The sequence below is a fragment of the Gemelliphila asaccharolytica genome (assembly GCF_001553005.1).
Taxonomy (GTDB): domain Bacteria; phylum Bacillota; class Bacilli; order Staphylococcales; family Gemellaceae; genus Gemelliphila; species Gemelliphila asaccharolytica.
Window position 1 is genome coordinate 37,402 of the sequence record NZ_KQ959858.1, and the last position, 13,737, is coordinate 51,138.

Below are 13,737 nucleotides of genomic sequence, written 5' to 3' on the forward strand. Positions count from 1 at the left end.
TCCTTGTCTCATTATTATAAGTTTTTAAGCTGTACAACTGTAAAACATCTTTGATTATAGCATATTTTCAAAATAATTTCCATATTTTTTTGAAAATTTAAAAATTTTTTATGTATTTTCTTTCTTTTTTAACTTGTTTCAAAATAATTTCATTTTAAAAATGTTATAAAATTTAAAAACTAGAGGATTTTTTATGAAAATTATCGATATATAAAAATATTATATTTAATTAATTTTATAATATAAAATGAGATATTTTAAATATTGACTTTTACATTATAATAATTTACAATTATCTTAAATAAACAAATAAGGAGTGTAAATATGTATACAACAAACTTATCTAATTTGGAATCACCTCACCTCATTTATTCAGATGATGATGAATATTCCCAGGATTTCAATACAGAATTAAATTATAATAGTGAAATTATATCAGATTATGCTGATGAACGATATAATTGTAATGAACTTATATTAGATAGAACTGAAGATGACTTTTCAGACTACTCTATGGAAATGGGATTAACAATGAATTATTCATATGATAATGATTTCAAATATGATGAAGTTAGCATATCTAATGATCAAATAATGTTAGAAAACGCTTCTGATAAATAAAATAAATTAAATATGGAAAGTAAGGCGGGAGGAGGTATCCCGCCTTTTATTGAGGGATATTATGACTAACAAAAAATTAGATTACTTTAAACTTATTATATCTTCATTAATTTTTGGTAGTATTGGGGTTTTTATTAAGAATATTAATATTCCTGCAATGCACATAGTCTTACTTAGAACTATAATAGCATCAATTTTTTTTATACTTATTTTTTTACTTACCAAAAATAAAATAGATATACAAGGAATTAAAAAAAATATTTTTCCACTTTTTTTTGCTGGATGTGCTTTAGGTATAAGTTGGGTTTTTTTATTTGAGGCCTATAGCCGTATTCAAATAAGTATAGCTACTTTAATATACTATTTTTCTCCCACAATTTTAATATTAGTTTCTCCAATAGTCTTTAAAGATAAATTAACTATTATTAAAATTTTTTGTGTTGTACTTTCTACAATAGGAATGTTTTTAGTAGCAAATATTAAACTAAATGAATTATCAGAAAATAAAGATATTTTTTTTGCATTAGTTGCTGCTTTTGGATATACTTTCTTAGTTATATTCAATAAAAAAATTTATAAAGTAGACGGAAATACAACAACCTTTGTAGAAATGATAATAGCTACGGTGATTCTAGCTATTTATCTATTGGTTATAAACAAGGAAATGCTTATTTTGCCTGCAGATACAATAAGTATAATTTTTATAATTATAGTAGGAATTATTCATACTGGTATTGCTTGTTTATTCTATTTTTCTGCTGTCAACAAGTTGCCTACTACTAATGTAGCTTTACTTACCTACATAGATCCTATATCTGCTCTTATTTTTTCTTATATTTTCTTAAATGAAAAACTAAGTATTTTTCAAATTATAGGTGCATTTTTAATATTGGGAACATCTATTCTTGTTCAAATACCTAAAAAAAATAAATAAAAAAATTGAAAGGCTTATTAAAAAATTATTATTTTAATAAGCCTTTTTGTAGTACATATTAATACTTATTTTTTATATACCACTATGAAAATATAAAAATTTATTTTATATATCAACTTTTTATTTTATTTTTAATTATTTGTTCTTTTATCTTAATATCATAATAATCATTTATACTTTTTAAGCTTTTTATTTTATTTATATAAATGTTGGCAACGGAAAATATAACTATAGATACCAAAACTAAAGTTAATATTGATATTAAAATAGCACTTCCTTTATTATTTTTCATAAAAGTCTTCATAGTTTTCTTCTTTTCTTTGTTCATCTTTACTTTTCGAATTATCCAATAATCTAAATTTTAAAGTCCTTTTTTTCCCCATTCTATCTACTATATTGATTACAATAATTTTTTCATTTTCTATATTAAGTTGATATGATTTTACATTTTCCAACAACAATGAAAATCCAGATGCATAATTTTTATCAGGATTTTTAGTTTTTTTAAAAATTTTTGAATTTCTAAAAACTAAGACATGTTCTCTTCCTTCTTCTGTATTATAAAATCTTATTTCATTGTTTTTTAATTCAATTTTGTCACTATCGTTATAAAAATTGAATATTTTTTTGTGCATCATTGCATATTCATATTCACTATAGTCTAAAAAACTATTTGATATTTTTGTAGTTAAATTCAATATATTCGATAATAATATCACCAACATAGAAAGTATTGCTAAAGATATTACTACTTCTAACATTGTAAATCCTGAATTTCTACTCATAAGTCAGAGTTTCTCCTGTTTTTGTGTCTCTTATACTAGCTTTATCTTCTGTTATCATTACTTCATAATTATCCCTTTTTTCTTCTATATTTTCATTTTCATATAACATTAATTCTTCATATAATATTTCTTTCATTTCTATTTTCTTTTCATTTTGTTTCATAATTTTATTCTCATTCACCAACATCGGAATTAAATAGATTAATATTATAGAAGAAATAAACATACCTGCCAATATTTCAATTAATATAAACCCTTTATTTTTTCTCATTAACTGTTATGTATCCTGTTTCTAAATGTATAATTATTTCGTATTTGCTATGTTTAAACATAACTAATACTGTATTAGAAATATTAACATTTCCTTTCGTGTATCTAAAATCTAATGCTCTCATCCCAACTCCGGTTTTTCCTTGCTCTTTCACATTCTTTTTAACAAATTTACCATCATATTTCATTAAATACTCATTAGATTTTTCATAAAATTTTATAAATGTTGGTTCTTTTGTTGTTAAGCTCTTTGTTTGCATTAAATATATGTCTGATACTATTTCATTTACTGCTAATCTTTCTTTATATTTTTCATATTTATTTACTGGATTATATGCCAATATAGTTATTACTATACTAACTATAAATAACACTCCTATTGTTTCTATAAAACTAAACCCTTTATTATTCTTGTATTCTTGCTTTTCCATTTTCTATTATTATTTGTTTTCCATTTGGAGCTTTACTTGCCTCTTCTGCTGTTCCGTTTAAATATCCTTTTTCTACTAATTTCTCAAATGTAACATCGCTATCTCCTTCATTTAATTCATAAGATGTTACTTGTGATTGAACTGTTTTCACATATGCTTGTGAACTTTTATCTTTGGCTGAATCCAAATTTTTTGTAATATTTGGTATTATTAATAAAAGCAATATTGATATTATAAATATTACAATTAACATTTCTATCAGTGTAAATCCCTCATTATTTTTTTTCATTTTTTTTAAAATTTTCATAATATTCTTCTCCTTATTTTAGTGAACTAGTCATATTAAATATCGGCAATAAAATTACTAAATATAAACCTATTATAATCATTGCTAATAACAAAAATAAAATTGGCTGTATCTTTTTTAATGATTTTTCTATTTGTCTTAGTAATGTGTCTAAAGTTATATCACTATATAATTTTAATTCCTTTTCTAACATACTATTTTTTAATCCATGTTTTACAAATCTCGACATTTTATTATCTAAGTTATTTATACCTTGTATCGATTCCTCCAATTGAGTTCCTTCTTCTAAGCTTTTTTCTATTTTTCTAGAAAATTCTGTGAAAAATTTATTATAATTTTTTTTAATTATTTCTGATAATGTGGTTTTTATAGAAAATCCACTCATTAAAAATAAACTTATTTCTAATGAATATTGATAAGAAAAATATTTTTCAAAATAACTGTTTATTATAGGTATTTTTGATATTTCTCTTAAAAACCTTTTTTGATTATTCTTATATAGATAAGAAAAATATAAAATGAACAAAATAATTAATAATACAATTAATGTCAGTAATTTAGGTATATAGTATAAAGTTTTTATTAATACTTTTACTTCTATACTCATCTTTAAATTTGTTGAGTTATATATACTTTGAAATTGAGGTATTACCATACTATTAAACAATATTATTATCATCATTAAAGTTATAATTAAAAATATAGGATACCTTAATGTTTTTATTATCTTTTCTTTTTGTTGTTTTTTTAAAATCAAATATTTCTCTACTTCTTCTAACATACTTTCAATTTTTCCGTAATTTTCAGAAAATTCGACTTTACTTATTATTGTCATAGGATAGTTCAATTGTTTAAATATATTTGATAATTTCTTTCCTTCAGATAAATCTTTTTTTACACTTTCAATTATTTCTTCACTTGCATTATTTTGTATCATCAAAAATTCTATCGAATCTCCCATCATATATCCATGTTTTATTAATTCTCTTAGTCTTCTTACAAAATATATTTTTTCTTCATTCGATAATAGTTTTTTAATATCCCCATTTTTCTTTTTCTTTAATTGATATTTTTTCATCTCTATATGCTCTTTCAAATTTATCTTTTAATAATATATAACTCTTCTCTTCTTTCTTAATATATTTTTCTATATCATCTTTTTGCATTAATTCAGTTATTACTTTTCTGCCATTTTTTGTATTTACTATTCTTTGAGATATTATACAAAGCAATGTTTGTTTTAAATCTTCATTCGATATTTCTAAATCTCGTAATCTATTTATAACACCTTCACAATCTTCTGCATGAAGAGTTGTTAAAACTATATGTCCTGAATAAGTTGAAGTTATTACATATTTAGCTGTTACCTTATCTCTTATCTCTCCCACTAATATTCCATCAGGATCACATCTTAATATTGATTTTAATGCATTATCATAGTTAATTCCTGCTTTTTCATTTACTTGCATTTGTATTATCTCTTCTAATTGTTTTTCTATCGGATCTTCTATCGATATGATTTGACGATTGTCTTTTGCTATATCTAAAGCTAATTTATACATCGATGTAGATTTCCCACAACCAGTAGGCCCTGAAAATATTATTAAACCTGTTTTATATTTAGATAACCCATTTATTAATTTAATATCCTCATTGAAGATACTATAATCTACCTTTTCTATTTCATTCGTAAATATTCTTACAACACAACCTTCATAAACTTCATTTAAAGGTAAGGTAGATACTCTTAAATTGTACATCCTTTCATTATATTCATAATCAAATCTTCCTGATTTAGGTGTTTTATTTAATGATATATCAATTTTAGCATTAAATTTTAGTAATGATATTACTGCTTCAATTTCATCATTTGTTATTTTTCTATCTTTTTCTATTTTCCCCCGCACTCTATATTTTATTTCGGATATTTTCTTCAGACTCGGATATATATGAATATCACTCGCCCCAATATCAATACCTTTATTTATTATTTCTATCATATTTACTTTCGTTTCTATTTTTATCACCCCTTTTTATAAAAATATCATGTTGGAAAGCGCTTTTTTAATATTATACACGCTTTCGTTTTTTATTTCAATATTTTATTATTTTTTATCATGATTTTTATAATTATTTAAAAAAAAAAAAAATATGTGTATATATAATAATTAATTTTGAAATTATTTAATTGACAAAAAGATGTATTAACAGTAAAATGGTTCTAAATAGAACTATTTGGAGGGCTTCATGGATTTTTGGGATAAACATAAAACAATTACAAATTTTTATGAAAAACTAACTAAAGAAATATGTAATAAAAATAATATAACACAGATGGAATACAATATTCTAATGTTTCTATACAATAATCCAGAATGTAAAACAGCTTCTGGAATTATTGAGAAAAGAAAATCTACTAAATCACATGTCTCTAATTCTTTAAAAAATTTAGAAAAAAATAAATTAATTATAAGAAAACAAAAATGCAATAACAAAAAATATATTGAGATTTTTTTATTAGAAAAAAGCAAAGTTATAATCAATGAAGGAAAAAATTTGCAAAAAAAATTTATCAATAATTTATTTGAAGGAATTTCTTCTGACGAAATGATTATTTTTAAAAATATCTTTTATAAAATATGTGAAAATGCAGATAAACATTTAAAAAAGTAACTTAAAATGGAGGTTAGAAAAATGTTTAAAGTAAAACCTAAAACACTTCTAATAATTGCTGGAACTTTTTGGATTATAGCAGGATTAAATGTAGTAAGAATTGGAATAATTTCTTTCTTTCAAATTAATAAAAAAAATTACTTATTATTTATTTCAAGTATTATATTTTTTTTGTTTGAAATAATGTTTTTTAAAATCAAAAAGAAACATATAAAAAGAATTTTAAAATATAAAAATAATACATACTTTTGGAATTTTTTCGACTTGAAATCTTATATTATAATGATTTTTATGATTTCATTAGGTATTATATTAAGAATTTTAAATGTCTTCCCCGTTTTTTTTGTAGCTTTTTTCTATACAGGCTTAGGTTTAGCATTAACTTTAGAAGGAATCATGTTTATTAAAAATTATTTCTCTAATATAAATAATATTTAAAATAATAAAAATAAGTTATTTATTATTTCATTAAAAAACAATTTTAAAAAACGGGTAATGACTTAACTGGTCTACTTTAATTAGTTTTTAAATCTAATTTTTAACTACCAGTTCATAAATAGTCATACCCGTTTTTATATTTTTTATAAATTTAGATTCTTTCTCAATAGTTTAATAAAATATACTATTCAAATATTTTAAATAGCTATTTTATACATTCTTTTTCGACATCTAATACAAAATCAGTTGTTTCATTTAAAAATTCAATATCGTGAGAAACAATAAAAATAATTCTATTTTCACCTTTAAGTTCTTTTATTATTTTAGATATAGACATCATATTTTTATAATCCATTCCACTTGTAGGTTCATCAAAGAAAATAAAATCTGCCATATCACAAACGCTCGTCAAAATAGCGACTCTTTGTTTTTGGCCACCAGATAAACTCATTGGATGGCTTGTTTTATATGATAAAAGATTTAATCTATTTAAAAGCTTGTCTATTGTTTCTTCTTTTGTTTTTTCATTTTTAAGTTTAAGTTCAATATCTACAGATTCACTAAAGAGTTGATTGTTTACATCTTGCATAACAAGAGATGATTTTTTAAGTCTTTGTTTTTTATTTATAAGTTTTCCTTTATAGTAGACTTTTTCTTTTGATTTTTTCATAACACCAATTAATGATTTTATAAATGTCGACTTCCCACAACCATTTGCTCCTATTATCCCATATACAAAACCATTTTTAAAATGCAAATTTCTCATTTCAAACTTTTTGTTTTTGGTAAATTGAAAATTCAAATTTTCAATGTAAAGCTCTCCGTCATTTGTAATTGAATCAACTTTCAATTTTTCTCTAACTACGCTTCTAAGTCCCATATTATGTAAATCGTCCGTGCTAAACTGCAAAAATTCTTCTTTTGAGTAAATTTTTTTTATTTCTCCATCTTTTATATATACAACTCTATCGAAAATATCCATCAAATAATACAACCTATGTTCAGCGATAATTAAACTTATATTTTCTTTTTTTAAAATTTTTAACATATTTTTAAGTATGTCTATATATCTTAAATCTAAATTAGATGTTGGCTCATCTAATAACAAAATTTTGCACCCTGAAATATATGAACTTGCCAGAGATAAAACTTGCTTTTCACCTCCTGACAAATTAAAAATATTTCTATTAAGTAAATATTTTATAGGAAAAATCTCAAGCATTTTGTTCAATCTTTTATCCATTTTACTTCTATCAAGACCAATATTTTCTAAGAAAAATAAAAGCTCTTGAGTTGTATTAATATTAAAAAAATGGGTTTTTGGATTTTGAAAAACTGATGAAACGAGCATCGAAATTTCATACATTTGTTTTGCTTTCAAATCGGTATCGTCAATTTTTACGCTTCCTTTTATTTTTGCATTGGTAAATTTTTCCAAAATTCCATTTATCGAATTTAATATAGTTGTCTTTCCACAGCCACTTTCTCCTGTTAAAACAGCACATTCTGCATCTTTTATTTTTAAATCGACATTTTTCAATACTTGTTTTTCTCCGTAAGTCACATTCAATTTTTCTATTTTGAGCATAAAATACCTCCAAAAAACAAAATTACAAACATAGCTAAATAAATAAAATCTACAAGCTTAAATTTAACTTCAAAATATCTAGTTTTTTTACATGGGTTTGAAATTGCTTTACATTCTGCCGCTTTAGATATATCATCAGCTAAATTTGTGGAAACTATAATAAGAGGAACAAAAACATACTCCAGATATTTTATTATATTTTTCTTTGATATTCCTCTAATTTTCATAGCTGTTTTAATATTGTAATGTTCTTCTTTAAATGAAGGAAAAAACCTAAACATAACTGCTAAAGGAATAGAAATTTCTCTTGGAACTTTTAACATTCCAAAAGATGTAATTATCGAGCTTACATCTGATGTTCTTACTAAAAAACTTCCTGCAAGATAAGGAAGATAAAACATTCTTATAAGCAATAAAAATCCTAAAAATATTTTTACTAAAAAGGGAAATTTAAGTATTATTTCAAAATTTGGTATATAATACAATATCAAAAATATCAAAAGTGATTTTATTGCAAATTTTTTGTAATCATTTATAAAAAAGAATATACAAAAAACAAATACCATTAGTATTTCAGTATAAATTAGCTTAGTAACCGTAAAACTCATCAAAATTAATACTATAAATTTACTTATAGGATTTGGATTTACTTTTGAGTTTTTATAGGTGAGCATTAAATTATACCCGCTTTTTCAAAATGCTTTTTAAGTAATTTTTTACCTATAAACGCTCCTATTAATCCACCTATAAATGCTCCTACAAATACTAATAAAAGATTTGGATATGTTATTAATTTTTCTAATGCCTTTGTATATTCATCACCCATCATTTTGCACATTTGTATATATTTTTCTTTGGCAAAAAGCATTTGACTTAAACTTGATCCTATCCACATTGAAAAAACTGCACAAGAGATAATATTATGTTTCATACTGTTGTAATTTCCCATTTTTCTTATAAGCTCTGCAATTAAAATTATAATTACTGAAATTAAAACTACAATATAAGTATGTCCTCCTAAAGTCATAATTATCGGCATTATCATTCCGAAAATAAATAAAGCAAATGGCTTTTGTTCCTTAGCCATAAATAATAATACTAAAGGACCACAAATAATACCTGCTATTGTTGGATAAACTAAAAATAGTATAGGTACAAGTCCTATCATTCCTATTGCAAACATTAATACTAAATAAATTACTGCAAAAATTCCTATTAGTACCAAATCTTTAAGTTCTAATTTTTTATTCATTTTTTCCTCCTAATAAACAAATTCTTCTGCTTTTTTAGTTTTTTCAACCAATTTTTTATAAGTTCCACTAGAGTTTAATAATTCTCTATGAGTACCAATCTTTTCAACATTACCTTGTTTTAAAACGACGATTTTATCAGCATTTTCGATTGACTTCATTCTATGTGATATAATTATTACCGTTTTGTTCTTTATGAGATTGTTTAGAGATTTTTGAATTTTTATTTCATTATCTACATCTAGGCTAGAAGATATTTCATCTAAAATAAGTATTGGAGCATTTTTCAAAAAAGCTCTTGCTATAGAAAGTCTTTGTCGTTCTCCACCAGATAATTGTTCTCCATTTTCTCCGATATCTGTAGCAAAGCCATCTTTAAGTTTTTCAATGAAATCACAATTTGCAAGTTTACAAGCTTCTATAACTTCATCATCAGTTGCATCTTTTCTACCTATTCTAACATTTTCCATGATGCTTGTATTAAAAAGTTTTACATCTTGAAAAACGATAGAAATATTTTTATATAAACTTTCTGTGGATACTTGTTTGATATTTTGATTGTCAATTAAAATTTCTCCTTTATCATAATCGTATAATCTCGAAATCAAACGTAAAAGCGTAGTCTTGCCGCAGCCCGATTGTCCAACAATTGCTGTTACCGTACCTTGCTTAGCAGTAAAACTTACATTGTCGATAATTTTTTTATCTCCATAAGAAAATTCTACATTTTTTAATGAAACATCAAAATTTTTAAATTCTGTATCTTTTCCTTTTAACACATTTTCATTTCTTATTTCATTTATTCTTCTAACTGCAGAATCTATATAAAAAATTTCCATAAAAAATTCCATATTCGAATCTACAAATTCTTTTATTTTCATCGATGCTAAAATATATCCTAAAAGATAAAGAATAGAAATTTCTCCACTTTTCATAAGGAAAATTCCTAATATTATAGTAAAAGGAAGTGATAAGTAAGAAAAAATTCCTGAAAATAACATGATAAAAGCATTGTTTATTTCTGATGACCAGTGAATTTTTTCACTATCATCAAGTTTTTCATAAAGATTTTTCTTTACTCTATCAGAAAGATTAAATGCACTTATTTCTTTTGAAAGTTCAATTCTTTCTTGAAAAGCCTTAGAGTTTTTTCTTAATCTTACATAATATTTATCAAATTGTCTTTTGCTATAATTTTTAGATAATAAAATAAACAAAAATGATAAAACTGTTGGTACTACTGAAACAATTGTCATCTTCCAATTTCCAATTAACATCAAAATTGTAATAAGTGGCAAAAAGCAAACAAAACCAATAGCTTTTGGTACTGCATGGCTACTTGCATGTTCTATAGAAGAAACATCAGCCATTATGCTTTGTGCAAGGTCTGATAAATCGTGTTTTGAAAAATACGACATCTTTAGTTTAGATAATTTTTTTGCTAAATCAATTCTAAGTTTTGCAGATTCCTTATACGTTTCATTATATTGAGTTTCATATTCTATGCTCAAAAGTATAAACATAACTATTAATGTTATAAAAGAAAAAATTAAATAAAATTTTTTACTCATAGAATGATTTAATAAAAATTTATCCATTAAAATCATAAGTAAAATAGCAGGAAACATATTAATAACAAAAACCAAAAAACTGTAAATACTTGCCTTTATTGTTCCTTTTACACCATCATCTGTAAGTGCAAATTGGTTTTTAAGAAAGTTCTTCATCGCTAACCCTCCATTCATTTGCCATTGTATACATATTGTAAAGTTTTTTATAGTTGCCATCTTTATTAAAGAGCTCCTTATGAGATCCTCTTTCTATGATTTTTCCATTTTCTATAAAAAGAATTTCATCAACGCCTCTTATTGCAGACAATCTATGAGCAATCATAATAACTGTTTTTTCTTTCATTAAATTTTTAAAAGCTTTTTGTAGTTCATATTCATTGTCGGGATCAATCGATGCAGAGGCTTCATCCATTATAAGAATTTTAGAATCTTTTAATATAGCTCTTGCTATTGCAATTCTTTGACATTCTCCTCCTGAAAGATAAATTCCACAGCTTCCAATTTTTGTTTGTTCTCTTTTTTCAAGTCTATCTAGTAAACTATCAAGCCCTGCTAATGACATAGCTTTAAGCACCTCATCTTTACTTGCACCATTTTTAGCTAATGCAACATTATTATAAATTGTATCACTAAAAAGCTTTGAATCTTGAAATACAAACGAAATTTCTCTTAAAATTGCATCTTGTGAATAATTTTCTATGTTTTCTCCTCCAATTAAAATTTTCCCCGAATCAATTTTGTAATATGCACAGACAAGTTTTGCTATTGTAGATTTACCCGAACCTGACTTTCCGACAAGTGCATAAATTTTATTCTCCTCTAATTTAAGAGAAAGATTTTCAATAACTTTTTTTTCATCATAAGAAAAAGTTACATTTTTAAATTCTATATTATGATTTTTAAAAACTTCTTCTTTTCCAAATGTTATTTTTTCTTCTTGCATTTGTTTATATAATTTTTCCAAAGAATCAACTGCATAGTTTCCTTGAAAAGAATACATACTAACATACATAACAGCCATCAACGCTGAAAACATAAGTCCAGACAAGAATAATATCATCATCAAATCAAGAGCTATCAGTTTTGGATCTCCTAACTTATCTACAACAAAAACCATAGGTATTGTAAGTATTGCTATCATTCCAAAAAATAATACTTGATAAATAACATAAGTTGGTTTGCATTTTTTAGAATACTTATAAGCAAAATCTGAATACTCATTAATTAACTTAAAAAGTTTTTTCATAGAAGAGATAGATACTCCAAAAATTTTAATTATAGAAATCCCTCTAATATATTCAACAGTTTCAGCAGACAATTTATCAAGTGCATCTTGGTAAACTTTCATAAAATCACTTCCGCCCATCATACTAAATAAGCAAAGAAGCGATAAGACTGTCAAAATTAAAATACATAAACCTACTCTAAAACTTATGAAAAATCCCAAAATTAAAATTAATACGGGAAATGTAAATGCTTTTGTATTATCTGGAATCATATGTGCAACTATAGTGTGAGTTAAAGCTGCATTATCATCTATAATTTTTCTAATACTTCCAGAAGAATGTGTGTCGAAAAATTTAAAGTTTGCCTTACTTAAACCCTCGACACCTTTTTTTCTCAAGACATTCTCCAAATGAAATCCTACTTTGTGTGCAATAAGTAGTGACAAAAAGTAAATTAGGCTTCCAAGAAAAATAAAACCAGCTATTTTAAACGCAAAACTTTCAGCCTCATTTAAGTTTGAATCTATAATAAGAGTTTTCAAAAACTTATAAATTAAATAATATCCATAATTAATCATTAAACATGAAATAAATGAAACGAATATAGCTATAAAAACAAACGGTTTTAAATTAGGAACATACTTTAATAATTTTTTATATACTTTCATATTTTCTCCTTTCTATAGGTTTTAATAATCATTATCAATGCGAAAATAAAAAAATTTATTCGTCTTTTAAAATTAGTAAAAACATTTCCTCAAGTAATGCTCTATTCTCAAGAAGAGTATCCCTACCTTTTAAAATATTTGACGACAGTATCATAGAATTTATAAAAAAAGTTAAAACCTCAAACTTTCTTACAGCAATATTGTAATTATCAAAATTTATGTTAATTTTTTTAAAAGACTCTATAGTTTTACGTGCCAAAGTCTTATAAATTTCTTCAAGCTTTTCATTTCTTTTTTTTGCAAGCAAAAATTCCACGTAAACACCAGCTAGTGTAGTATCATCTATTACTTTTTTTGTCATTTCTTTTGCCAAAAATTCAATGCTTATTTCTTTTTCTATATCCAAAGATTTTTTTATAATATCATTTCTATAATTTATACCATCGACCATTAAATCATAAATAATATCTATAGTATTTTTATAATAATAGTAAAATCCTCCTTTGGACAAACCAGTTTCTCTAACTAAATCTTCCATAGTTGTATTAGAAAATCCTTTTTCTACGAAAACCTTTGAGGCAACTTTTTTTATTTCTTCTTTTCTCTTTTCATATGTCATTCTTTCATTTTTAACCATTATTATCACCTACCGACTATTCCGTCTATAGAATTATAATATATTTTTTTTCTTTTTTTGTCAAGAAATTTTCAAATTTACTACATAATATTTTTAAAAAATAAAGTATAATTTAAATCTTCAAATTTAGGTACTTAATATAAAAAAAAAAAAAAAATTAATATTCTTAATTTTATTCTTATAGATTTTTTATTTTGTAATTAAATTATATATAACATTATTAAAATACTATTACATTGTAATATTTCTTCTAAATTCTATTAAATTTATAAAATATTTATATTATAAAAAATAAAAATAAAAGCATGTATAATACAGAAAAGTGATCTTCTCTTTAT

General features: G+C 23.7%; 17 protein-coding genes. 4 read left to right on the plus strand and 13 right to left on the minus strand.

All coding sequences use genetic code 11. From position 1 onward, the window contains the following. The first annotated feature begins 324 nt into the window (after positions 1-324). Both HMPREF1871_RS01030 and HMPREF1871_RS01035 read left to right on the plus strand, forming a co-directional pair. Complete coding sequence (locus HMPREF1871_RS01030) at positions 325-621, plus strand: DNA topoisomerase IV (RefSeq protein ID WP_066128812.1); 297 nt, start codon at positions 325-327, stop codon at positions 619-621. 61 nt (positions 622-682) lie between these two features. After that, entirely contained in the window at positions 683-1,555 is an 873-nt protein-coding gene (locus tag HMPREF1871_RS01035; RefSeq protein WP_066128816.1) for a DMT family transporter, read from the plus strand. A gap of 112 nt (positions 1,556-1,667) precedes the next feature. Here the strand turns inward: HMPREF1871_RS01035 and HMPREF1871_RS01040 are convergent, their stop codons facing one another. The 7 genes from HMPREF1871_RS01040 to comGA are packed head-to-tail and all read right to left on the minus strand — an operon-like array spanning position 1,668 to position 5,348. Then, positions 1,668-1,847 carry a hypothetical protein gene (locus tag HMPREF1871_RS01040; RefSeq protein ID WP_066128819.1) on the minus strand — a complete coding sequence of 60 codons (180 nt, stop codon included), beginning with the start codon at positions 1,845-1,847 and terminating at the stop codon, positions 1,668-1,670. Further along, the gene (locus tag HMPREF1871_RS01045; protein WP_066128822.1) at positions 1,837-2,340 is read right to left on the minus strand and encodes a prepilin-type N-terminal cleavage/methylation domain-containing protein; all 504 of its coding nucleotides are present in this window, start codon (positions 2,338-2,340) and stop codon (positions 1,837-1,839) included. The genes HMPREF1871_RS01040 and HMPREF1871_RS01045 overlap by 11 nt, the downstream gene beginning before the upstream one ends. Further along, the gene (gene comGE / locus HMPREF1871_RS01050) at positions 2,333-2,611 is read right to left on the minus strand and encodes a competence type IV pilus minor pilin ComGE (RefSeq protein WP_066128825.1); all 279 of its coding nucleotides are present in this window, start codon (positions 2,609-2,611) and stop codon (positions 2,333-2,335) included. The genes HMPREF1871_RS01045 and comGE overlap by 8 nt, the downstream gene beginning before the upstream one ends. Then, entirely contained in the window at positions 2,598-3,041 is a 444-nt protein-coding gene (locus tag HMPREF1871_RS01055; RefSeq protein WP_066128829.1) for a prepilin-type N-terminal cleavage/methylation domain-containing protein, read from the minus strand. Before HMPREF1871_RS01055 ends, comGE begins: the two co-directional genes overlap by 14 nt. Then, positions 3,016-3,348 (minus strand): competence type IV pilus major pilin ComGC, encoded by a 333-nt coding sequence (gene comGC, locus HMPREF1871_RS01060; RefSeq protein WP_083505602.1) that lies wholly within the window; start codon positions 3,346-3,348, stop codon positions 3,016-3,018. The genes HMPREF1871_RS01055 and comGC overlap by 26 nt, the downstream gene beginning before the upstream one ends. A 13-nt stretch (positions 3,349-3,361) precedes the next feature. Then, positions 3,362-4,426 carry a competence type IV pilus assembly protein ComGB gene (gene comGB, locus HMPREF1871_RS01065; protein WP_066128831.1) on the minus strand — a complete coding sequence of 355 codons (1,065 nt, stop codon included), beginning with the start codon at positions 4,424-4,426 and terminating at the stop codon, positions 3,362-3,364. Continuing rightward, positions 4,383-5,348 carry a competence type IV pilus ATPase ComGA gene (gene comGA, locus HMPREF1871_RS01070; RefSeq protein WP_232297334.1) on the minus strand — a complete coding sequence of 322 codons (966 nt, stop codon included), beginning with the start codon at positions 5,346-5,348 and terminating at the stop codon, positions 4,383-4,385. The genes comGB and comGA overlap by 44 nt, the downstream gene beginning before the upstream one ends. Before the next feature lie 247 nt (positions 5,349-5,595). On the opposite strand from comGA, the gene HMPREF1871_RS01075 reads away from it, so the two are divergent. Next, positions 5,596-6,021 carry a MarR family transcriptional regulator gene (locus tag HMPREF1871_RS01075; protein ID WP_066128836.1) on the plus strand — a complete coding sequence of 142 codons (426 nt, stop codon included), beginning with the start codon at positions 5,596-5,598 and terminating at the stop codon, positions 6,019-6,021. 21 nt (positions 6,022-6,042) lie between these two features. Then, positions 6,043-6,459, plus strand: a complete 417-nt coding sequence (locus HMPREF1871_RS01080; protein ID WP_066128839.1) for a hypothetical protein — start codon at positions 6,043-6,045, stop codon at positions 6,457-6,459. Positions 6,460-6,664: 205 nt separating this feature from the next. Here the strand turns inward: HMPREF1871_RS01080 and HMPREF1871_RS01085 are convergent, their stop codons facing one another. From HMPREF1871_RS01085 to HMPREF1871_RS01110, 6 genes are read right to left on the minus strand one after another with little or no spacing between them, the layout of a single operon-like run. After that, positions 6,665-8,047, minus strand: a complete 1,383-nt coding sequence (locus tag HMPREF1871_RS01085) for an ABC transporter ATP-binding protein (RefSeq protein WP_066128842.1) — start codon at positions 8,045-8,047, stop codon at positions 6,665-6,667. After that, entirely contained in the window at positions 8,035-8,721 is a 687-nt protein-coding gene (locus HMPREF1871_RS01090) for an energy-coupling factor transporter transmembrane component T family protein (protein ID WP_066128845.1), read from the minus strand. The genes HMPREF1871_RS01085 and HMPREF1871_RS01090 overlap by 13 nt, the downstream gene beginning before the upstream one ends. Beyond that, positions 8,721-9,299 (minus strand): MptD family putative ECF transporter S component, encoded by a 579-nt coding sequence (locus HMPREF1871_RS01095; RefSeq protein WP_066128847.1) that lies wholly within the window; start codon positions 9,297-9,299, stop codon positions 8,721-8,723. Before HMPREF1871_RS01095 ends, HMPREF1871_RS01090 begins: the two co-directional genes overlap by 1 nt. A 9-nt stretch (positions 9,300-9,308) precedes the next feature. After that, positions 9,309-11,024 carry an ABC transporter ATP-binding protein gene (locus tag HMPREF1871_RS01100; protein ID WP_066128850.1) on the minus strand — a complete coding sequence of 572 codons (1,716 nt, stop codon included), beginning with the start codon at positions 11,022-11,024 and terminating at the stop codon, positions 9,309-9,311. Continuing rightward, positions 11,008-12,762 carry an ABC transporter ATP-binding protein gene (locus tag HMPREF1871_RS01105; protein WP_066128851.1) on the minus strand — a complete coding sequence of 585 codons (1,755 nt, stop codon included), beginning with the start codon at positions 12,760-12,762 and terminating at the stop codon, positions 11,008-11,010. Before HMPREF1871_RS01105 ends, HMPREF1871_RS01100 begins: the two co-directional genes overlap by 17 nt. Positions 12,763-12,817: 55 nt before the next feature. Then, entirely contained in the window at positions 12,818-13,399 is a 582-nt protein-coding gene (locus tag HMPREF1871_RS01110) for a TetR/AcrR family transcriptional regulator (RefSeq protein ID WP_066128855.1), read from the minus strand. Positions 13,400-13,737: the final 338 nt, after the last annotated feature.